At 48.5% G+C, this 20,981-nt stretch carries 20 protein-coding genes; all 20 read right to left on the reverse strand.

Annotated features, from left to right (window positions below; genetic code table 11):
• Position 1 precedes the first annotated feature (1 nt).
• The 20 genes from NH568_RS16545 to NH568_RS16640 all read right to left on the reverse strand — a co-directional run bounded on the left by NH568_RS16545 (position 2) and on the right by NH568_RS16640 (position 20,893).
• Entirely contained in the window at positions 2 to 862 is an 861-nt protein-coding gene (locus NH568_RS16545; RefSeq protein ID WP_046003902.1) for a MinD/ParA family protein, read from the reverse strand.
• Positions 855 to 2,378, reverse strand: coding sequence for a flagellar biosynthesis protein FlhF (flhF, locus tag NH568_RS16550; protein WP_253048913.1), 1,524 nt, complete (start codon positions 2,376 to 2,378; stop codon positions 855 to 857). Before flhF ends, NH568_RS16545 begins: the two co-directional genes overlap by 8 nt.
• Positions 2,379 to 2,398: 20 nt before the next feature.
• On the reverse strand, positions 2,399 to 4,495 hold the full coding sequence (flhA, locus tag NH568_RS16555; RefSeq protein WP_253048915.1) for a flagellar biosynthesis protein FlhA: 2,097 nt from the start codon (positions 4,493 to 4,495) through the stop codon (positions 2,399 to 2,401).
• A 60-nt stretch (positions 4,496 to 4,555) separates the two neighbouring features.
• Entirely contained in the window at positions 4,556 to 5,686 is a 1,131-nt protein-coding gene (gene flhB, locus NH568_RS16560; protein ID WP_253048917.1) for a flagellar biosynthesis protein FlhB, read from the reverse strand.
• A 21-nt stretch (positions 5,687 to 5,707) separates the two neighbouring features.
• Positions 5,708 to 6,487 carry a flagellar biosynthetic protein FliR gene (gene fliR, locus NH568_RS16565; RefSeq protein ID WP_253048919.1) on the reverse strand — a complete coding sequence of 260 codons (780 nt, stop codon included), beginning with the start codon at positions 6,485 to 6,487 and terminating at the stop codon, positions 5,708 to 5,710.
• Positions 6,488 to 6,491: 4 nt separating this feature from the next.
• Positions 6,492 to 6,761 (reverse strand): flagellar biosynthesis protein FliQ, encoded by a 270-nt coding sequence (gene fliQ, locus NH568_RS16570; protein ID WP_054015626.1) that lies wholly within the window; start codon positions 6,759 to 6,761, stop codon positions 6,492 to 6,494.
• 1 nt (position 6,762) lies between these two features.
• Positions 6,763 to 7,503: a flagellar type III secretion system pore protein FliP gene (fliP, locus tag NH568_RS16575; RefSeq protein ID WP_253048921.1), complete on the reverse strand. Its 741-nt coding sequence runs from the start codon at positions 7,501 to 7,503 to the stop codon at positions 6,763 to 6,765.
• Between the two features lie 4 nt (positions 7,504 to 7,507).
• Positions 7,508 to 7,879 (reverse strand): flagellar biosynthetic protein FliO, encoded by a 372-nt coding sequence (gene fliO / locus NH568_RS16580; RefSeq protein ID WP_253048923.1) that lies wholly within the window; start codon positions 7,877 to 7,879, stop codon positions 7,508 to 7,510.
• Positions 7,880 to 7,890: 11 nt separating this feature from the next.
• Positions 7,891 to 8,292 (reverse strand): flagellar motor switch protein FliN, encoded by a 402-nt coding sequence (fliN, locus tag NH568_RS16585; RefSeq protein WP_054015623.1) that lies wholly within the window; start codon positions 8,290 to 8,292, stop codon positions 7,891 to 7,893.
• Positions 8,293 to 8,321: 29 nt separating this feature from the next.
• Positions 8,322 to 9,416: a flagellar motor switch protein FliM gene (gene fliM, locus NH568_RS16590; RefSeq protein WP_253048925.1), complete on the reverse strand. Its 1,095-nt coding sequence runs from the start codon at positions 9,414 to 9,416 to the stop codon at positions 8,322 to 8,324.
• A gap of 9 nt (positions 9,417 to 9,425) precedes the next feature.
• Positions 9,426 to 9,950: a flagellar basal body-associated protein FliL gene (gene fliL, locus NH568_RS16595; RefSeq protein ID WP_253048927.1), complete on the reverse strand. Its 525-nt coding sequence runs from the start codon at positions 9,948 to 9,950 to the stop codon at positions 9,426 to 9,428.
• 44 nt (positions 9,951 to 9,994) lie between these two features.
• Positions 9,995 to 12,241, reverse strand: coding sequence for a flagellar hook-length control protein FliK (locus NH568_RS16600; protein ID WP_253048929.1), 2,247 nt, complete (start codon positions 12,239 to 12,241; stop codon positions 9,995 to 9,997).
• Positions 12,242 to 12,348: 107 nt separating this feature from the next.
• The gene (gene fliJ, locus NH568_RS16605) at positions 12,349 to 12,795 is read right to left on the reverse strand and encodes a flagellar export protein FliJ (protein WP_138546249.1); all 447 of its coding nucleotides are present in this window, start codon (positions 12,793 to 12,795) and stop codon (positions 12,349 to 12,351) included.
• Complete coding sequence (fliI, locus tag NH568_RS16610) at positions 12,795 to 14,138, reverse strand: flagellar protein export ATPase FliI (RefSeq protein ID WP_138546248.1); 1,344 nt, start codon at positions 14,136 to 14,138, stop codon at positions 12,795 to 12,797. Before fliI ends, fliJ begins: the two co-directional genes overlap by 1 nt.
• 102 nt (positions 14,139 to 14,240) lie before the next feature.
• Positions 14,241 to 15,056, reverse strand: a complete 816-nt coding sequence (gene fliH / locus NH568_RS16615; protein WP_253048931.1) for a flagellar assembly protein FliH — start codon at positions 15,054 to 15,056, stop codon at positions 14,241 to 14,243.
• Between the two features lie 3 nt (positions 15,057 to 15,059).
• The gene (gene fliG / locus NH568_RS16620) at positions 15,060 to 16,100 is read right to left on the reverse strand and encodes a flagellar motor switch protein FliG (RefSeq protein ID WP_253048933.1); all 1,041 of its coding nucleotides are present in this window, start codon (positions 16,098 to 16,100) and stop codon (positions 15,060 to 15,062) included.
• Positions 16,093 to 17,814, reverse strand: coding sequence for a flagellar basal-body MS-ring/collar protein FliF (gene fliF, locus NH568_RS16625; protein ID WP_253049071.1), 1,722 nt, complete (start codon positions 17,812 to 17,814; stop codon positions 16,093 to 16,095). The genes fliG and fliF overlap by 8 nt, the downstream gene beginning before the upstream one ends.
• Positions 17,815 to 17,834: 20 nt before the next feature.
• Positions 17,835 to 18,176, reverse strand: a complete 342-nt coding sequence (fliE, locus tag NH568_RS16630) for a flagellar hook-basal body complex protein FliE (RefSeq protein ID WP_054015615.1) — start codon at positions 18,174 to 18,176, stop codon at positions 17,835 to 17,837.
• 195 nt (positions 18,177 to 18,371) lie between these two features.
• Complete coding sequence (locus tag NH568_RS16635; RefSeq protein WP_253048935.1) at positions 18,372 to 19,784, reverse strand: sigma-54 dependent transcriptional regulator; 1,413 nt, start codon at positions 19,782 to 19,784, stop codon at positions 18,372 to 18,374.
• On the reverse strand, positions 19,781 to 20,893 hold the full coding sequence (locus NH568_RS16640; protein ID WP_253048937.1) for an ATP-binding protein: 1,113 nt from the start codon (positions 20,891 to 20,893) through the stop codon (positions 19,781 to 19,783). The genes NH568_RS16635 and NH568_RS16640 overlap by 4 nt, the downstream gene beginning before the upstream one ends.
• Positions 20,894 to 20,981 lie beyond the last annotated feature (88 nt).

Here is a 20,981-nt window from a genome sequence, read left to right on the forward strand (position 1 = left end):
GTTAACCGTTTACCAGTTGCTCAATAAAGAATTCCAAATGACCTGATGGTTGATGGGGGATGGGCCACTTGACAGCTTTGCTTGCCAGACCTCTAAATGCCACGGCAGCAGGTGAATTGGGGAAAAGCTCAACGATGGTTTTTTGACGTCGCGAAGACTTACGCATATTTTCATCAAAGGGTATCGTTGCAACCAGTTCTAAAGCAACATCTAAAAACCGGTCGGTGACTTTGGATAATTTAGCGAAGAGTTCTTGCCCTTCTCTTAAACTGCGTACCATATTGGCCACAATTTTAAACTTATATACACCATGTTCGCGGCTTAGAACTTTAATCAGCGCGTAAGCATCGGTGATTGAGGTGGGTTCATCACACACCACCACTAAAACGTCCTGAGCAGCTCGGGAAAAGCTCAAAACCATATCTGAAATACCTGCTGCGGTATCGACAATTAAAATGTCGAATTCGCTACTGAGCTCGCTGAATGCACGAATTAGGCCTGCGTGCTCGGCAGGTGTTAACTCTACCATACTCTGCGAGCCAGATGTCGCCGGGACGATACGGATGCCAGCAGGTCCCTCAACCAGGATTTCGTCTAGTTCACATTCGCCAGACAATACATGAGATAAATTTTTCTCTACCCTTAAACCCAACATGACATCACAATTGGCCAGACCTAAGTCAGCATCAAGCACCAAGACCCGATTACCCTGCTGTCCTAACGCAATGGCAGTGTTAAGGGATACATTGGTTTTACCTACACCACCTTTACCACCAGTCACTGCGATTACTTTTACACTGTGGTTATTTTTTTGGTTCATTCTCCGCAGGCCACTTGCTTGATCTAAAACTGTATTAATCATACATTCCTACTGTCTGGGACGCCACTGGTTCACGTCGCGAATGTTGTGCTTTTGTTCTCTTTAAATACAATTGCTCAGCCTTTTTGACTAACTTCTGAGCGTTTGCCACGCGAATGTCTTCAGGCACTCGCTGACCATTGGTAAGATACCCTATTGGCAGACGATTTTGAATCGCTATGCTAATAATCTCACCTAAACTTAGACTTTCATCAAGTTTTGTAAAAATACAACCACTTAAATTGACTTTTTTGAAGTGGTTTACTGTCTCTTGCAGTACATGCATTTGTGCTGTTGCACTTAATACCAGGTAGCTGCGAATGTCAACACGGCTGCTGCGCATCAAAGTGTTTAACTGCTCGGTTAAACGCAGGTCGCGCTGACTCATTCCAGCCGTGTCTATTAATATTAGACGCTTATTGCGTAAATGATAAAGAACCTCAGCAAGTTCATTGGCATCTTTTACTTGCTTGACAGGACAGCCGATGATCCGACCATAGGTTGCCAATTGCTCATAAGCACCAATACGATAAGTATCTGTGGTGATCAATGCCACATTGTCAGCACCATATTTTTGGGCGCCCAGTGCCGCCAATTTTGCAACGGTAGTCGTTTTACCTACTCCTGTTGGTCCAACCATCGCGTACACACCACCCTGACGCAGGATATCGTTGTTGGTTGTATGCATCTGATTGACGACCATATTAAGCAGCGCATTCCAAGCTTCTTTACGAGAAACGTCATCCGGAATAAAACAGGCCATCTGCTCAGCTACTTCAGCACCGATCCCCATGCCTTTCAGGCGTTCAACCAGGCAAGCACGAGTTGGATCTCGACGTGCCATTTCCTGAGTCATCAGCCCTGACAGCTGAAACTCGAGTAGCTGGCGGATTGCGTTCATTTCATCGCGCATAGAGGACATTTCGTCATCGTTGGCTGTTTTCTGCGCCGCAGGTTCGTCACCAAACCCTTGTTCCAGATCATCCCCAAACTCCCAGGAGGTACTCTCTTCACGCGCGTCAAAACTATGACTTGGAGCCTCATAACGCGGCTGTCGAGCTGCCTGAGGCATTGCCTTAGCCGGGGCTTCGCTGCGTTGTTGAGGCTGAAACATATCATCTGTGTTGATACCAGATTGAGAAAACATCGAAGCAAGCTCAGGCGACTTAGGACGAGGGGCTTGGCGCTCAAGTAAAGCTTCGAGACTATCTGCAACTTGTGCCTGCTTTTGTGGCTCGGCACGACGAGGCTGTGGACGGACCATTCTGGCAGCCTGGTTATAGCCTTGCTGCGCGCTTTGCTGAGGGGCAGCCTGACGAGGGGCAGCTTGTGCTACTGGCTGTTGAGGTGCCGTCTGAGGCTGAGGCGCAGGCGTGCGGTCATTATCAACTGCGGCAACGATCTCTACACCGTCAGCCAGCTTCTTGTTTGACATAATTACCGCATCCGCACCAAGCTCTTCTTTCACTTCTTTCAAAGCGGTACGCATATCTTTTGCAAAAAAACGTTTAATTTTCATGGTCAGCCCCTTCTAGTCCTCTACTGTCCAACTGAGCTCACTATCTTAATTTGTCTTTCATCCGGTACTTCCTGATATGACATGACTCTGAGTCCCGGGATGGTGTGTTTTACAAATCGTGACAGCACACTTCTTAACATACCTGAGGTTAATAAGATGGACGGCTCGCCGAGCATTTCTTGCGTTTGATGGGCTTCTCTTAATGAACCTTGAAGCCGCTCTGCAAGGCCTGGCTCTATGCCTGCCCCCTCATCACCTGCGTTCTGAAGTGACTTATGCAACATCTGTTCCAACTCAGGCGCCAATGTTATGACAGGGATTTCATCTGCCCCGCCAACCGCATCCTGCACTATGAGTCGGCGCAGTGAAATACGTACGGCAGCCGTTAATACATCAGGGTCCTGACTGCGAGGCCCATATTCAACCAGAGTCTGAACAATAGAGCGCATATCACGAATTGCGACCCCTTCGTTTAACAAGTTTTGTAGCACTTTTACTACGGTTGTCAGTGGTAATACATCCGGCACCAGACCTTCGACCAGGCGAGGGTGACTCTTGGCCAGCATATCCAACAGATTCTGAACTTCTTCATGGCCCAACAGTAAAGACGCATTATTAGTCAGCAGCTGGCTGATATGTGTGGCGACCACCGTGGCCGCATCCACTACTGTATAGCCCAGAGAATGAGCCTCATCTTTTTGTTCAGGTTTGATCCACACAGCTTCCAGGCCGAAAGCAGGGTCTTTAGTGGCAACGCCATTAATTGGACCAAACACCTGGCCCGGGTTAATCGCAAGCTCATCACCATGTTTCAGTTCGCCGTCTCCTGAGCCTACGCCCATCAAGGTAATACGGTAAGCGTTCGGGTCCAGCTCCAGGTTGTCACGGATATGTACTGGAGGCACAAGGAAGCCAAGCTCCTGTGACAGCTTCTTACGCACTCCTTTAATGCGATTCAACAGCTCGCCCCCCTGTGATTGATCAACCAGGGGAATAAGACGATATCCAACTTCCAGACCAATCACATCTACCGGCTGTACATCATCCCAGCCAAGCTCTTTTTGTTCCTGCTGCTGAGCAGCAACCGCGCCGCCTTTTGAGTCCTCGGCTTGCTGTTCTTGTGCTTTAAGTTTTTGCTGGTGTGAATAATAAGCCAGATAGCCAATGAGTGCGCCCAAGCCCAGGAATGCAACATGAGGCATACCAGGTACTAATCCCATGACAATCAGGATCCCTGCTGCGATAGACAAGGATTTCTCGTTGCCCAGCTGCTGGGTCATTTGCTCGCCCATGTTGTGTGATTCGTTCTGACGGGTTACAACAATCGCGGTACCAATTGACAACAATAATGAAGGAAGCTGAGCGACAAGACCATCACCTATCGTCAGTAAGGTATAGACTTCCATGGCTCTGCCAAAGCTCAGGTCATGCTGTACCATCCCCACAAACAGGCCACCAATGATGTTAATCGCCAGGATTACAATCCCCGCTATCGCATCGCCTTTTACGAACTTACTGGCACCATCCATTGAACCGTAAAAGTCTGCTTCACGCGTTACTTCTTCACGTCTTGCTCTGGCTTCATCTGCCGAAATAAAACCGGCATTCAGGTCTGCGTCAATTGCCATTTGTTTACCGGGCATCGCGTCCAGGGTAAAACGGGCTGATACTTCGGAGATACGACCAGCACCTTTGGTGATTACCACAAAGTTGATGATGATGAGGATCAGGAAGACCACCAGACCAACCGCGTAGTTACCGCCAATTACGACGGAGCCAAACGCTTCAATCACTTTACCAGCTGCGTCTCCGCCGTTATGACCTTCCAGCAGTACTACCCGGGTACTGGCTACGTTAAGTGCCAATCGCAAAATTGTTGCGATAAGCAATACTGAAGGAAACATGCCAAATTCAAGCGGCTTCATGGTGTAGACCGTAACGAGCAGTACCACCAATGCCAGGGCAATATTGAATGAAAACAAGATATCAAGCAGGAAAGGTGGCATAGGTAACACCACCATGCCCAAAGCAGCCAATACCAACACTGGGGTACCAACACCTTTGGCGTACTCTTTTTTATCTCGATTAACCTGCTGTAAAACCGCTTTAAAATCCATAACTTACAAACCACAAATTATTGACGCAGTTACATTAAAGCAAGTTTGATACCAATTAGCTTAGTGTTTAAGTTCGTCTGGAATGGGGAGGTCTTTTTTAAGGGCAACAGGCCGCTTACCCCGCCCTTTGTTGAACTTTTTCAACTGGAATACGTAAGCCAGTACCTGTGCAACAGCGGTGAAGAGTTGCTGTGGAATTTGATCACCCACTTCGGTCGTATGGTACAGAGATCGCGTCAAAACAGGTGACTCGACAATCGGGACTTCATTTCCTTTGGCTATTTTACGGATCTGCATGGCCAGCTCATCCACCCCTTTAGCGATAACCATAGGTGCACCCGCTTTTTCGGTGTCGTATTTGAGCGCCACAGAATAGTGGGTCGGGTTGGTTACAACCACATCAGCATCAGGTACTTCCTGCATCATCCGTCGCTGTGACATCTCGCGCTGTGTACGCCGAATGCGGGCTTTGATCTGAGGGTCACCTTCCGAGTTCTTATATTCATCTTTTACTTCCTGAAGCGTCATCTTCAGCTGTTTGTGATGATTGTAGCTCTGATAAGGCGCGTCGATTGCGGAAATAATGACCATAGTGCAGCTCAGCGCGAGAAACATCCAGGCTAAAATTTCCAGTGAGTGCAGAATGCTGCCAGGGATTTGCTCGATACTCAGATGCAAGATCTCATAGAAGAATACCTTGATCAGTAAGATTGCAAACCCGGCTACCAACACAAATTTGAGTATTGACTTAACCAGCTCTATAGCTGCCTGAGGCCCAAACATGCGTTTAATGCCTTTCACAGGTGACATTTTGCTCGGCTTAGGTGCAGCAGCCTGCCAGCTGAAATTAAAACCACCTAACAATGTATTACCAATTATCCCGGCAACCATGATGATTAAAACGAACATACTGAGTGGAAAAACGATCTCGGAAAATGCATCCCCCCAGACAGAAAACATTTTAGTGGTGTCGTAAGTTTCATTGCGATTCAGTGTGAACATACGGCCCATCATGTTATACAGGCCTTTGGCAATGTCTGGTCCGTACAGTAATAACGACACGGCAGAAAAAATAAGCACGAATGTCGTCCCCAGCTCTTTTGAGCGGGCCACTTGCCCTTTCTTACGGGCATCTGCAATTTTTTTGTCTGTGGGTTCTTCCGTGCGTTCCTGACCAGAATCTTCTGCCATCTTCTCGCTCCCGGTACTTGATTACACCGTGCAACCAATCAGGTTGCACATTAGTTCTGTCATTTTCAGCCACTGAAACTCGTACTGAATAATAAAGTTGCCCATCGTTGCCCAGATAATCAACAGACCCGACACCATAGTAAACGCAAATCCAACAGAGAAAATATTCATCTGCGGCGCAGCGCGGGTCATTATGCCAAATGACAGGTTAATCAGTAGCATGGCCGTTAAAGGAGCCAAAGACAGCGCAAGCGCTGTAGCAAACAGCCAGCTACCCCAGGTAACTATCAGCCAGTAGTTATCAACCACCCACCAACTGCCATCGATAGGCCAGGTCTGAAAACTATAGACCACCATGTTGATCATCATCAGATGACCATTGAAGACAAAAAACAATAACGTCGCGAGGATCAGATAGAATTGACCTACGGCGGGTACACTCAGGCCATTGGCGGGGTCAACCACAGACGCAAAACCCAACCCGGTTTGCATTGCCAAAATTTGACCCGCCACAATAAACGTATTCAGTAGTAGTACCGAGGCGAAACCAATCGCAACCCCGACAATCATTTCATGCGTCACGACCAATATCATGGCGAAGGAAAATAAGTCAGTAAACTGAGTCTGGGGGATGGCAGGCACAACCGCCACCGTGACCACAATCGACAGAGCAAGCTTCACACGAGTTGGCACACTTTGGGCGCCCAAACCGGCCATAATCATGATCATGGAGCTGATCCGGACAAACGGTAACATGTAGTCGCTCAGCCACTGTATGATGATTGCTAAGGGGTACTCCATTGCACTACCCTGCAATTTCAGGGATTTGGAGTACCAACTGGTTGAAGAAATCCATCAGCACCTGCACCATCCAGTGGCCACCGAAAATCAGTGCCACAATAGTGATGATGAGCCTGGGCAAAAAGCTCAGAGTTTGTTCGTTAATCGACGTTGCGGCCTGGAATACCGCAACCACCAACCCTATCATCAGACCGGGGAGTACAATAGCCGTCACCAGCTTGATAACAATAAAGAGCGAGTCACTAAGAATGTCGACAAAAACTTCTGGTTCCATGTCACACTCCTAAGCCAAAACTTCGCGCCAACGTGCCCATTATCAAAGACCAACCATCGACCAACACAAACAGCATGATCTTAAAGGGTAAAGCCACAATCATGGGTGAGAGCATCATCATACCCATCGCCATCAGGACGCTGGCAACCACCAAATCAACTATCAGGAAAGGAATAAAAAACATAAAGCCAATGATAAAAGCGGTCTGTAGTTCACTGGTCACAAACGCCGGAATAATGACCACAAACGGCGTGTCCTCCGGGCTATCCAGCTTATCGTAACCCGCTATCTTAGCGAATGTTTCCAAATCCTTGATACGGGTTTGGGAAAGCATAAATGCTTTGATTGGCTCTTTGGCTTGCTGCAATGCCTGTATCGACGTCAATTCTTCGTTCAAATAAGGCTGTACCGCACGGTCATTAATTTGATTGAATATTGGCGCCATAATAAAAAAGGTCAGAAACAGCGACATGCCCACCAATACCTGGTTTGACGGCGATTGCTGCAAGCCAATTGCCTGACGTAAGATCGCCAAGACCACAATGATACGTGTAAACGAGGTCATCATAATCACAGCAGCAGGGATAAAGCTCAGTGCTGTCATGATGGCCAAGACTTGCAGGGTTACAGAATATTCCTGAGAGCCATCCGGGTTAGTTGTAACACTCAAAGCCTCAATACCATCAGCAAAGGCATTTGATGCGAAGAAAAACACACTGATGAGGAAGAGAATTCGGATCATAGGTTTATTTCTTATTGTTATTTGCGCCAGACATTAAGCGACTGAGTTCTTTGGCAAAAGGCGCTGTGGGAGTCACCTCCAGTGGCGACTCTAGCTGATATAAATAATTGATACTGTGTGGCGTGACACCGAGCAAATGTTGCTTATCATCAATTTCAATAACCAACAGGCGCTCCTTGCTCCCTAACGGTAAACTTCGTATCACTTTAAAATCCTGGCTATTACCCAGATTTGGATTGAAACGTTTTACAAGCAATGCCAAGCCAATAATGGCCAACACCACAAAAGCCAATGACAGGCCAACCGATAACAGCTCACCGCTGAGCCCGCTTGGTGGCTGCACCGCAGCCACACTGGAGAACATTAAAGCACTCATTACCCAGGCTGCTAGCGAAGCTTTTTAATGCGTTCGACCTGGCTGATCACGTCAGTCAGGCGAATACCAAACTTATCGTTTACTACAACCACTTCGCCGTGCGCAATCAACGTACCATTAACCAATACATCCAGCGGTTCACCGGCAACCCGGTCCAGTTCAACAACGGATCCCTGATTTAACTGGAGTAAATTACGAATATTGATTTTAGAGCGCCCCACCTCCATTGAAATGGTGACCGGGATATCTAAAATCGTATCGAGTTTGCGCTTTTCATCCGCACTCAGATTAGCACCGCTGTCCTGTAACTCTTCCAGTTCCGCAACTTCGGCTTCAGCACCGTCCTGGTCAGCTTCCTCGGCCTCTGCAAGTGCAGCCGCCCATTCGTCCATTGTATCTTGATCATCGCTCATGCACTGACTACCTTAAATTAACTTCTTCATCACCAATCTAAATCCACACCTTCAGACAGGTGCAGATCTTCTTCTAATTCTGCCAATTCGGCATCCGAATCCAGCTTCTTACCACCCTTGGTAAAGACGTGAAGCTCAGATTTAACAGACTCTGGGCGTTTAATCTTCTCACTGATCTGCAGCGCCACATTATCGCGGGAACGTCCCATTTTAGCCCGGAAAGTCGGCAGTTCTTCTACAAACACTGTGATGTGCTCGGGCATTTCAACGGGGATAATATCTCCCTCTTTTAACTGCATGATCTGCTCCAGAGACAGATCTACCTCAAGTAACTGCGTAGACAGCTCAACTTCGACGTCCATAATTTCGTCGCGTAGCGCTTTACTCCAGCGCAGATCCGTATCTTCAGTGTCTGACTGGACACCCGCATCGAGCAATTCCCGGATAGGTTCAAGCATTGAATAAGGTAAGGAAATATGGAAGTCGCCTCCCCCGCCGTCAAGCTCGATATGGAATGAGCTGATCACCACCACCTCGGTAGGTGACACTATGTTGGCCATCGCGGGGTTCACTTCCGAATCCAGATACTCAAACGAGACATCCATAACCGGTGCCCAGGCTTCTTTGTAATCTTCAAAGATTATCTTGAGCAGCATCTGAACGATCCGCCGCTCTGTTGGCGTAAACTCTCGTCCTTCAATTTTTGCATGATAGCGCCCATCACCACCGAAGAAGTTGTCTACCAGTATAAATACCAGTCGGGCTTCCATAGTGATCAACCCGGTACCCTTCAGCGGGCGGAAGCGCACCATGTTCAGGCTGGTGGGGACAAACAGCGTGTGGATATACTCGCCAAACTTGAGCATTTGCACACCATTGATGGATACTTCTGCGGTGCGACGCATCATATTAAACAAGCTGATCCGCATATGACGGGCAAATCGTTCATTAACAATTTCGAGGGTCGGCATACGACCACGAACGATTCGGTCCTGCGACGAAAAGTCGTATTGTAGGGCGTTACTCGTCCCGCCATCGTCACTATCGGGGACTTCTTCTTCTTCGACTTCATCAACACCATGCAATAAGGCATCGATTTCGTCTTGTGATAATAAGTCGCTCACTGACTCTTCCTACTGCATTACAAAACCGGTAAATAATACGCGTTCAACTACTTTGCTGCCTTCCACACTCTCCATTGCGGCCTGAACCTTATCTAATGCACTCAGTCGCAGTGTTTCTTTGCCCGCGCTGGTACTCAGTTCGTCGGCTGTGGTGGTAGAAAACACACTCAGCAAGGTCCCCTCAATCAGAGGAATATGCTTTTTAGCTACCTCTTCATTGACGTCACCACGTACAAGAAGTTGTACCTTTATTTGTACGATACGATCCCGGCTTGCTCCGGGTACGTTAAATACAAAAGGTCTAGGCATAGCAACATACAATGCACTGCCCGTCTGCGCTGCATTTTGCTGGCTAGCCTGCATCTGTTGCTCAGTCGTTTCTTCGGCCAGCGATTCGGGGGCTTCATCGGACCCTGCAAATAAAAAGTAGCCTGCAACTGCGGCCAAAACAACTACCACAGCGGCAATGATGATGATTAATTTCTTTTTCGAGCCACCCGTCTCTTCTATTTCTAAATCGCTTTCTTCTGCCATATTCGCGCTTCTTTAAGTCACACTAACCTTAATCATAGCAGCTGTTACGCATAGTAATCTATTGCTGAATCACTTTGCCGTCTGCTAGTTGTTGATTGTTGGCCGTTATTTTGCGCTTCGCTGACATTATTAGCAAGTGTTCCATGACCTTGGGATGCTTCCTGCTGCTGTTGCTCACCGCCCTGACCTTGCTGAATGTTACTTTCTCCAAGCTGGATCCCCTGCTCGGCCAGCATTTCTCTGAGTTTCGGCATGGACTGTTCAAGCTGTTCTTTGGCTTGCTGGTTTTGCACAACAAAGTTCACCTGAGCCTGCTCTCCCTCGGAACGTATACGTATCTGCATACTGCCCAGTTCAGGCGGGTCTAAGCGGATCTCGGCTTCTTTGTTATTGATATTGAGCATCATATTGACACGCTCTTGTAAGGCTTTGACTGCGTCATTTCTGGCAATATTAATGGCCTGACTGATAGCGGGATCTGTCTGCATGGCTTTTTGATTAACAGCACTTTGCTGATTGACCTGCTGACTCTGTCTAACCTGCTCAACTTGCGCCAGCACTTCATTAAACTCGTGCTTCATACCTTCGTCGGGACGCTCGCCACGAATTGCCTTAAAAATATTTTCAACAGGCGCAGGCATTGCACTGCGTTGCTGTGAATTCTGTTGCTCCGGTTGGCCACCTTCTTTTTTGAGCTGGGCTAACTCAGGGTGTTCACCTTCTAACGTGTCTGCTACCACTGTCTGCTGTACGTTTTCTTTACCCGGAGATTTTGCATCGACGCTGCCCGCCCCCGACTGGCTTAGTGCTGCGGCTTGTTTATTGACTTTATCAGGTGCAGCATGGTCCGTTGCACTAAATACTTTAACGTCCTTTTCGGCAATCGCAGACTTCGGCGGCTTATCCGTTACATCTGCCTGTTTGGAGCCTGGCTCAATAGCTGATTGTGGTTTGCTCGCAGCACTCTGTGCAGGCTTTGCCCCTAGCTCATGCAACACCTGCTGTGCCTTAGCGCGCTGCTCAGGATCGCTTAGCTCGCCACTTTTTAATTGCGCGCGAAGGTTCGTCTCCAGTAGTTGCTTTTGCTCAGGAGTAAGAGAGTCAACCATCGCCTTCAATTCAGTCGTCGTTGTCGTCGTTGCCACAGTTGCACTGCTTTTTGCTGGCTGTTGAGATTTTATGACCTGCTCGTCACCCTGTACGCGCTCTTTATCTCCTTGAGGGGCAGTAACTACGGGACCAATCTGATCAACAGGACGTCGAGACTTCCCGGCACTAGAGGGCTGTAACTCACTCACATCGCTGTGTGCAGCACGACTATGTGCGGATGCGTTATCGCGTAAAGGCTGCAGTTCAGTGTCGGCCTTTACTGACTGTGCTTCATTTGCAAGTTTTACAGCGGCCTCTGTGTTACCTTGTTTACCAGTTGCTGTGTCTGCAGCCTGTTTTGCGCTATCGGCGCTCTCACCTTTAGCAAGCTGAGCAATGGGATCCAGCTTAACATCACCCTCTGCAGGCTTGTTTTGAGTCTGTAATCCAGTTTCATCTGTCGGCTGCGAGATAACAGGGCCTACCTTATCAACTCGTTTGGCAACAATCGGATCTCCCGGCTCTTCTATCCGCACTTCACCTTGACCAAGTTTACCACTGCCATACAGGCTGGCGTCCAAAGTTGGCTTTTTCACTACGCCACTTTGCGCTTCAGCGTTTGCAGAAACATCAGGTAGCTCTGTGTCATCGCTATTTTGCTCCGCAGGCGACGGTAAAACAGGCCCGATACCATTAACCGGCTTTGTATTATCCGGACCTGTCACTTGTTCAGCTTTAGACAAATAATCTTTCAGTGCTTTAGGAACCGGTGCCAGGTTTTGCGCTAAATCAGTACTTTGCGCATTCGATGATTTGATCTGCAAAAGCAAATCATCTGCATGGCTGCTGCTGGTATCTGTGGCTGTATCAGTGCCCGGAGTGACGACCGTACCGGCCCCCATTTTCGGGTCTGTCTTGCCTGGGAGCGCTGAATCATCCAGCTTTAAAGGCTCATCCGGCAGCGTTTTTTTGCCAGCGGGAAGCTGGCTGTCATCCAACCCCAACCGGCGGTCAAGGCCACCTGGCAAAGGCATATATTCTCCCGCCTCATCCGTATTTGACTGCGAAGCTTCATCGCTACTGTCTTGCTCTGCCTGAGCTAACATTGCGAGAAACCCCGAGTCCTCGGACTGTTCCGTTTGATCCTTTCCCTTCGCCGAAACTCCGTTATTGATTGCTACTTCTAGCGAAACATTGACCATACTCTCACCTTTATATGCGGCAACTTCACGCCGCTAACCGGATTAAATTGATGTGCTGTAATGACTTTGCAAAAAACACGCCATTATTGTGCAAATTTTGATATGCCTTAGTAAGCCTGCTTACGACGCATAAAAATATTAGTCGCAAACTCGTCAAGCATTTTCTGCTCAGCTTTTGCAAGCCTCTGCTGCTGTTCCAGCGCTTTTTTCTCAATCAGCTTCGCGATTGCTTTGGCCTTGACCTGCTGCTCTAGCCATAACTTGCGGCGTTGGTCGACCACCCGCTTAGCGGTTGCAACTGTATTGGCCTGCTGGCGAATAGCTTCTTCAATTTTGTTGATAAAAGCGTGATATTGGCCAAACCCGGCACTGGACAGGCCCTGTAAAGCCTTTTGATGCAGCTGCTGACTATATTCAAGACGAAACTCGTTCAGACCAGTGAGCTTTTGCTGGTTGGCGTGAAAGTTTTGCTCCGCCTGGATAAAGTTGAGGCGTAGCTTTTCTTCTTTTTCACTTTCCAATTTATAAAGTAAATCAAGTTTATTGTTTGCCATTAGCCTTGTCCCAGAAGTTGTGCCAGGCCTTGCAGACACTCATCGTAATGCAGAACATCTTTCATGCCCTGCTGCAAGAAGGCGTTAATATTTGGCATCATATTAATAGCCTGATCCAGCATTGGATCACTCCCCTGTTGATAGGCCCCTAACGTGATCATGTCTTTATTCTGCTGATACATGGAATACACCTGCTTGAGTACCCTGGCCTGTTGCATATGACTGTCTGACACCACCTGAGGCATCACCCGGGAAATCGATTTCTCGATATCTATGGCCGGATAGTGGCCGCTGTCAGCGAGGTCACGAGATAAAACAATATGACCATCAAGAATTGCACGCGCAGAGTCCGCGATCGGGTCCTGCATGTCATCCCCTTCACTCAGTACGGTGAAAAAGGCGGTAATGGAGCCCTGTCCCTCACCTCCATTTCCCGCACGTTCAACCAACGCAGGCAGTTTGGCAAATACCGAAGGCGGATAACCTTTCGTTGCCGGAGGCTCTCCCACCGCCAGTGCGATTTCACGTTGCGCCATGGCGTAGCGAGTTACAGAGTCAAGCAACAAGAGTACGTTCAGCCCCTGATCTCGAAAGTATTCAGCAATTGTGACTGCGCTCTCACACCCTTTCAGCCTCATCAACGGAGACGCATCGGCAGGTGCCGCGACCACCACGGAGCGACGCCGCCCTTCAACTCCCAGGATCTCGTCGATGAACTCTTTAACTTCTCGTCCCCGCTCACCGACCAGCCCAACAACGATGACATCCGCTTCACTACCGCGTGTCATCATGCCAAGCAGGACTGATTTACCAACACCACTGCCCGCAAACAAGCCCATCCGCTGCCCCTGGCCGACGGTCACAATAGAGTTAATTGCACGAACACCCACATCCATAGGCTCTTTGATCGGGCGTCTGGCCAATGGATTAATGGCTGACTGTGCAAATTTGAGGTGAGTTTCAGCCTCAATCGTGCCTAAGCCATCTAAGGGACGGCCAAGACCATCTACGACTCGACCCAATAGACTCATACCTACAGGTAACCCCGCTTCTTTGATCTGCGGGATAACCCGGGCACCGGGTAACACGCCAGAGATATGATCGTTCGGCATCAGGTAAAGCGTATCCTGATTGAAGCCAATGACTTCGGCATCCACAAAGCCACGTATTGTTTCTATTTTACACTGACTGCCAACCGGTGCGTTGAGGCCCTTCGCCTCCAAGGTTAAGCCAACCACACGAGTCAGGCTGCCCGCCACCGCAACCCCATAGGGTTGAATGTGTTTTTGAAATTTTTGCAGGCGCTCCGCCAGTGGCTGCTCTGATGAACTGGATATTGTCATTTGCTATCAGTGAAAAATTGAGATAGTCCACTTATGCAAAAACCTAACCAACTTTTAGAAAGGACGGTACCGCCACCAGCAGGTACCGAGTAATGAAAAGTGTTAAGGGTCTACACCACTGTCTTGTAAAAAGCTGCCCAGTACTTCGCTAATACGATTTTTCAGGCTCAAATCGATGGATGAGTCCGGCGTTCTGATGTGACACCCACCACGCTCAAGCGTTGGTTCGGGCACCAGCTGCCAATGCTGCTCGGCAATGGTTTCTTCCCCATAGGCTTCTTTCACTAACGCCAGATCTTCAGGGTGCAGATTAATCCGCATCTGAGTATCGTGTAGTGGCAGCGCATCAAGCCCCTTTTTCAAGGCTTGCAGAATAAGCTCGGGCCGGGTTTTAACTTGTTCGAAGATGACTTGCTCTGCCAATAAATTGACGAGCTGCAACAGTTGCTTTTCGGCGGCCTCGTCAATTTGTCGCAGCGGCTTTTGTGTCGCTTCCAGTAACGCAGACAGCGATTGAAGACGTTCTTCAATCAACGGTTTAGACTCTTCAATCCCCTGTTCCTTACCGAGTGTCACGCCTTCTTTATAGCCCGCTTCTTTCCCTTCACTGACACCTTTGTCAAAGCCTTCAATATACCCCTGTTCGTGGCCTTGCTTCAGACCTTCTTCAAAGGCATCTTGTCTGATCTGCTCCAGCTCTTCCAGCGTGAGCATTGGGACTTCTTCTTCCTCAGGCTCAGGCGCAGTTTGTTGTACTTTGTGCTGATAAAGCTCCTCAAGTGGCGTGCCCATTGCCGTGGAGCGCCCGGAATATTTACTTAAGTCTTCTTCTACATTAGGGATTGGCCAGTTTTCCAGCAACTCATCTAATGCTTCGGAGCTGACCGGCTTGCCACGATATAGCTTTTTTTCCGCCATGGTTTACAGGAACTCCTCACCGCCACCGCCGCCAAGCATAACTTCACCTGAGTCAGCAAGGCGTCGAGCCGTTGCCAGGATCTCTTTTTGCGCAGCTTCCACTTCACTGATCCGCACCGGTGGCATGGCTTCTAAATCATCCGCCATCATCTCAGCCGCACGTTTAGACATGTTCTTCATAATCTTGTCTTTCAATGAATCGTCGGCGCCTTTGATGGCTTTCATCAGTACATCCTGTTGCACCTCACGCAGAATCGCCTGAATACCGCGATCTTCCACATCCATGAGGTTTTCAAAGACAAACATCAGATCCTGAATTTGCTGCGACATCTCTTCATCATGTTCACGGATAGAGTCCATCAGCTGACCTTCGATGTTGGTATCCAGGTAGTTCATGATATCCGCAGCGGCTTTCAGGCCACCCATTTTCGCAGCTTGCGCACCGGCCTGACCTGCGAACTGTTTCTCCATGATTTCATTCAGCTCCTGCAGTGCTGCTGGTTGTACTTCTTCGAGGTTAGCGATCCGCATTGTCAGATCGAGGCGAACTTTCTCAGGGAACTGAGAGAGAATTTCAGCGGACTGCTCTGGTTCGAGATAAGACAATACAATCGTTTGGATCTGCGGGTGCTCATTACGAATAATGTTGGCAACCTGCTTGGAATCCATCCACTTCAGAGAATCCAGGCCTTTAGCGCCCGATCCCATCACAATCTGGTCGATCAGGCTGGCAGCTTTATCTTCGCCCAGTGCTGCAGTCAGTGCCTTCTTAATGAAGTCTTCTGACTGGAAGCCAATGGTACTGAAACTCTGAATTTGCTCGATAAACAGATTGTGGACCGCACTGATTTTGGCCTGCGATAAGTCATCGAGTGCCGCCATTGCCATACCCACTTTTTGCACCTGTTTAGGTTCAAGGTGTTTCAGGATCTGGGCGGCATCTTCTTCCGTCAGGCTTAGTAGCAGGATGGCGGCCTTATCGACCCCATCCAGTTTGTCTACATCGAACGCCGGCGGCAGTTGTTTTTGTTCTTCATCACTCATCTTCGGTTAACCATGCTTTGACTACTTGAGAAGACAGCTCTGGCTCATTCGCAACCAGTGCACGGACAGCTTTAAGCAAATCTTCATCACCATGTAAGTCTGGCAATTGTAATGTACCATCGGAAGAGAAGCCAACTGCTGATTCATCAAAGTCATTGTTTAACATATCTAAAGTGCTGTCACCAAGGTCTACTCCAGAGGTTAGTGCATCTTCATCATATTCTTCAAGCGTATCTTCTGGGTAAATCAGGCGTTTCAGCATAGGTCTCACGACCGCCAGAATCAGCACTATGATAACCAACGCGCCCATAACCAGACGGATGGTTTTCATGAACCATTCCTGCTCCCAAAGGGGCAAGTCGCTTTCTTCCAAAATATTTTCACGTACAAACGGTACAGTCACCACTTCCAGCGCGTCACCACGTTGCATATCAAAACCCACCCCACCCTGTAGCAAGCGACGAATGTTATTCAGCTCTTCCTGAGAACGCGGTGTCATAACCATATTGCCCTCGGCATCGGGCTTATTCATGTAGTCCACAGCAACCGAAACACTGATGCGACGGATCACGCCGGTTTGTTGACGTTTATGTGAGATGGTGGTGTCCAGCTCGTAGTTACGTGTCGCTTCTTTGTGTATACGTGACGGGGTTGTGCCCGAGCCATTGCCTTGTCCGGCTACTTCTGGAATATTTGAGTTCACCGGAGGCTGGTTCGTTAGCGCACCAGGGATCCCCACCGCCAGGCCACCCACATTGTTCTCTTCAAACGTGGTTTCACTGCGTACCGCGGGCAAATCCGGGTTAAAGCGTTTCTGAGTTTCTTCTATCGCGCTGAAGTCCATGGTCAGGTCAACCTGTGCGGTATACTTACCCAAACCGACAACAGGGATCATGATACTGTCGATTTTTTCCAGGTATTCCTGTTCACGCTTACGCTCTATCTCATATTCTTTGCGAGAACGTGCTGCCAGAGAATCCTGAGAGCCAGAGTTAAGCAAACGACCATTCTGATCTGTCACAGTGACACGTGCCGGTGTTAACCCCTGTACCGCAGACGCAACGATATCAACAATTGAATCTACTTCTTCACTATCCAGTGTCCGACCTCGTTTAAGCGTCACGACTACAGTCGCTGACGGCTGTTTTTCACGTCGTGCAAATACATTCTCTTTCGGAATAGCCAGCAGAACTTTAGCGCGGTTAATGTCCTGCAGTTCTTCAATGGTGCGGGCCAGTTGTTGTTCACGGCTGTGCTTAAGACGTTCACGCTCCAAACGTTGACTCACACCAAAGCCCATATCCTGCATCAGAATATCGGTGCCACTGCTAGGTGCCTGGCTAAACCCGTCACGGGCCATTCTCAGCTTGATATCCTGATAATCTGACTCAGCCACCATGATGGTGTTGCCATCCAGTTCATACTCAATTTTCTGTGCATCCAGAAAGTCCAGGGTCTGAACCAGCTCTTCGGTAGGATATTGACCTAATGGACGCATATCTGGCTGACGTGCCCAGATAATGATAAAAATCGCGATTGCCAGACAGATGGCCAGTGCGATCACCAAAGTAACCTGGCGGAGCATATCAACACCGCTCAAAGCACTAAAGTAGCCCGATTTTTGCTCTTGTTGCGTATCTGCTTCGCCACCTGCGCCGGGAACTGTTTGTCCATCAGCAAGTGCCAGATCGGTTGATTGATTAGTAGCCACGATTACTCTCCGCTAAACTCTGATTATACTGGCATGCTCATGATGTCTTTATAAGCTTCTATCAGCTTATTTCTGACCTGTACTGTAGCATCAAATGCCACCGAAGATTTGTTCTTGGCAATCATTGCTTCAGCCAGTGAAACACTGCGGTCGCCCATTTCAACAGCAGTCACCTTTTCTTTAGCGTCACGCTGTAATCCAGCTACGGTATTAAGTGCATCGCTGAGTAAGTCACCAAACTGGGCGCTTGACGTAGCAGCTGTTGCCTGAACTGGCAGCTTATTCGGATCCTGTGGTCTTACGCGGCCGGCTTCTGAGGCCATTGCCTGCATTTCCTGATAAAGCCCGGTAGATTGAATTTTCATGGTCTGGCTCACTTTGTGAGTTATACATACCTCTAACAAAGCATAAAGCGTGCCAATTATAACTTCATTATATTTCAACTAGTTAAGTTGATTTTTGGAAGGTCGATTTTTTGACAGTAGGATAGTTCTGCGATCGGATCATCAAAAACCCCCTTTATCCGGACATATCAAATGCCCGGATATAAGGGGTTTCACTCAGGCTGGAACAGGTAACCCCAGGTCACGCATTCTGGCGAGTTTGTAGCGAAGCGTTCTGGGGCTGATCCCCAACAGCTCAGCGACGTCCTTACGCTTGCCATTACACCGGGAAAGTGTATCCAGAATAATTTGATGCTCTTTGTCCTGAAGCTCTTCTTTATAATTGAGCCCCTCAGCATCGTCATTATTCACATTAATGGCAATCGAACTGACCTCTTCAGCATCGTTGCGCACAGGTGTGAGAACCTGATCAACTGGCTGCTGCGGTGTACTCACTGATCGCGGTGAAAAGTTCTCAATAAAAATGTCGTCAGCAGTGATCTCTGTTCCCTGTTGCAAAATCAAGGCTCGTTGCACCACGTTATCCAGCTCTCTGACGTTACCCGGCCAACGATGACTGAGCAATTTATCCTGCGCGCTCTGTGATAATACAGGAGTCAATTTGCCGGATTTGTCACAGTGACGCTGTAACAGGTGCTCAGCTAGCGGGACAATATCCCCACCACGCTCCGCAAGAGGCAGCCAGGTCAGAGGAAAGACATTCAAACGATAGTATAGGTCTTCGCGAAAGACGCCATCATTAACGGCTTCTTTAAGATCTCGGTTACTGGTCGCCAATACTCTGACATCCAGCTCAATGGTCTTTCTGCCCCCAAGACGTTCTACTTCCCTTTCCTGTAATACCCGCAACAATTTAGCTTGTAAGCCCAGATCCATTTCAGTGATTTCATCAAGGAGTATAGTGCCCTTTTGTGCTTGCTCAAACTTGCCTGGGCAAGCTGCAATAGCGCCAGTAAATGCCCCTTTTTCGTAGCCAAACAATGTTGCTTCAAGCATATTCTCCGGGATAGCGGCACAGTTAATTGCCACAAAAGGCTGTTCTGCACGATCCGAGCGGTCGTGAATATAGCGCGCGAGTACTTCTTTACCTGAACCGCTTGGGCCCAGCACCATCACACTGGCATCAGAGCGCGCTACTTTCTTAGCTAACTCAAGCAACTCCAGGCTTTTACTGTCAGCAACCACCGGGCCGTCGGTTTCTTTCTCTTTCTCCGGCATATAACGGCTGACCATGTTAAGTAATACCTCAGGTGCAAATGGCTTAGCCATGTAGTCAATCGCTCCCAGGCGCATGGCTTCAACCGCGTCATCTATTGTGGCATAAGCAGTCATCATCAACACAGGTAGCTCAGGGTAATTAAGTTTCACCGTTCTGAGCAGATCCAGGCCACTCATGGCCCCCATTTGCACATCGCTGACCAACAGGGAAAATACCTGCTCTTTTAACAGTATGACTGCCTGTTCAGCGCTATCGGCTTCGACGCACTCAAACCCTGACATTTCAAGGGTGTCTATCAGTGCTTCACGCAACCCGGCATCGTCTTCGACAACCAAAATTTTGTTGCTCATACGGCCTCCTGTAATGATGAATGTTCGCTGGAAATAGGCAGTAACATGCTAAAACATGCTCCTCCACTTTCATTGTTCTTGACGTCAACCCTACCTTTGTGAGAATGGGCGACCGAGTTCACAACGGCTAACCCCAGACCAGTGCCCTGAGATTTAGTTGTATAAAAAGGTTCAAATAATTTGCTTGCCTGATTCAGGTCAACACCAGGGCCATTATCGGAAACACTGATGCGGACAGTGTCTGTGCCAGACTCACGCTTGGCACAAATTTCAATTTTGGCACCCGCTCCAATATGCTGAACACTGTTATGGATCAGATTTTGAATTGCACTGGCCAGCGCTGTTTTATTGCCCAGAATTTCGATATCTGGCTCAGGTAGTTCAACGGACAACTGTGCTTTGTGCAGTAGCACCATTGCATCAGCCCCCGCTTTGACCTCACTTAGCAATTGCTGCATTGAAACACGCTCAATCACCTGTTGCTCACCACTTTTTGCGAACAACAACATATCATTGACCTGATTTTCAAGGTCTTTCAAGCGAGACATCAACTTAGTGTGGAATTTATCTCGTGATTGAGCTGGCAGTTTACTGCTGCCCAAATTGGCGCCATACAGCATGGCCGCAGACAAAGGCGTGCGCACCTGATGAGCCAAAGAGGCAACCATCTTGCCCAGCGCACTCAGGCGCTGCATATGTGCAACACGTGCCTGCAGGCGTCGTGTTTCCGTCAGATCCGTCATCAGTATCAACTGACCAGGTTCTGGCGTCAGTGCTGTAATATCCAGCTTGATAAGACGCCCGTCTTTAAGCGAGACTTCATGGCCATCATCCTGCTGTGGACTAAAAGAGCGCTGGATAATACTGAACCACTTTTCGCCTTCCAGTGGTTCACCCAGCATATCAATTGCTATTTGATTCGCCTTGGCTATCATGCCCTGACCATCCAGTACCACCACACCCGCAGGCATGGTGTCAACCAGATGACCCAACCAGCTGGCCTGCTGACGCAGATCGCTCAGCTCACCCATGTAGGCTTCTTGCAGCAGACAGGGATTGTACTGGGTCGTTGGCACAAATTGTGGATTAATCACTTTTGCTAATGCCATGATATTGCTCTCTTAAACCTAGATACTTGTAAAAAGCAATTGATGTGCCAACTTTATTTTCTTTTAAATTCAGCAAATTACGCAAAAA

Source organism: Pseudoalteromonas sp. XMcav2-N (assembly GCF_024124545.1).
Taxonomy (GTDB): Bacteria; Pseudomonadota; Gammaproteobacteria; order Enterobacterales; family Alteromonadaceae; genus Pseudoalteromonas.

Coding starts and splice junctions, on each gene's coding strand:
- fliH (WP_253048931.1), bottom strand. CDS start 15,056: ATGGCGGAAAAAAAGCTATATCGTGGCAAGCCGGTCAGCTCCGAAGCA.
- flhF (WP_253048913.1), bottom strand. CDS start 2,378: ATGAAAATTAAACGTTTTTTTGCAAAAGATATGCGTACCGCTTTGAAA.
- NH568_RS16600 (WP_253048929.1), bottom strand. CDS start 12,241: ATGGTCAATGTTTCGCTAGAAGTAGCAATCAATAACGGAGTTTCGGCG.
- NH568_RS16640 (WP_253048937.1), bottom strand. CDS start 20,893: ATGGCATTAGCAAAAGTGATTAATCCACAATTTGTGCCAACGACCCAG.
- flhA (WP_253048915.1), bottom strand. CDS start 4,495: ATGGATTTTAAAGCGGTTTTACAGCAGGTTAATCGAGATAAAAAAGAG.
- fliN (WP_054015623.1), bottom strand. CDS start 8,292: ATGAGCGATGATCAAGATACAATGGACGAATGGGCGGCTGCACTTGCA.
- fliL (WP_253048927.1), bottom strand. CDS start 9,950: ATGGCAGAAGAAAGCGATTTAGAAATAGAAGAGACGGGTGGCTCGAAA.
- NH568_RS16635 (WP_253048935.1), bottom strand. CDS start 19,784: ATGAGCAACAAAATTTTGGTTGTCGAAGACGATGCCGGGTTGCGTGAA.
- fliI (WP_138546248.1), bottom strand. CDS start 14,138: ATGACAATATCCAGTTCATCAGAGCAGCCACTGGCGGAGCGCCTGCAA.
- fliO (WP_253048923.1), bottom strand. CDS start 7,879: ATGAGTGCTTTAATGTTCTCCAGTGTGGCTGCGGTGCAGCCACCAAGC.
- fliR (WP_253048919.1), bottom strand. CDS start 6,487: ATGGAGTACCCCTTAGCAATCATCATACAGTGGCTGAGCGACTACATG.
- fliE (WP_054015615.1), bottom strand. CDS start 18,176: ATGAAAATTCAATCTACCGGGCTTTATCAGGAAATGCAGGCAATGGCC.
- flhB (WP_253048917.1), bottom strand. CDS start 5,686: ATGGCAGAAGATTCTGGTCAGGAACGCACGGAAGAACCCACAGACAAA.
- fliG (WP_253048933.1), bottom strand. CDS start 16,100: ATGAGTGATGAAGAACAAAAACAACTGCCGCCGGCGTTCGATGTAGAC.
- fliP (WP_253048921.1), bottom strand. CDS start 7,503: ATGATCCGAATTCTCTTCCTCATCAGTGTGTTTTTCTTCGCATCAAAT.
- NH568_RS16545 (WP_046003902.1), bottom strand. CDS start 862: ATGATTAATACAGTTTTAGATCAAGCAAGTGGCCTGCGGAGAATGAAC.
- fliQ (WP_054015626.1), bottom strand. CDS start 6,761: ATGGAACCAGAAGTTTTTGTCGACATTCTTAGTGACTCGCTCTTTATT.
- fliJ (WP_138546249.1), bottom strand. CDS start 12,795: ATGGCAAACAATAAACTTGATTTACTTTATAAATTGGAAAGTGAAAAA.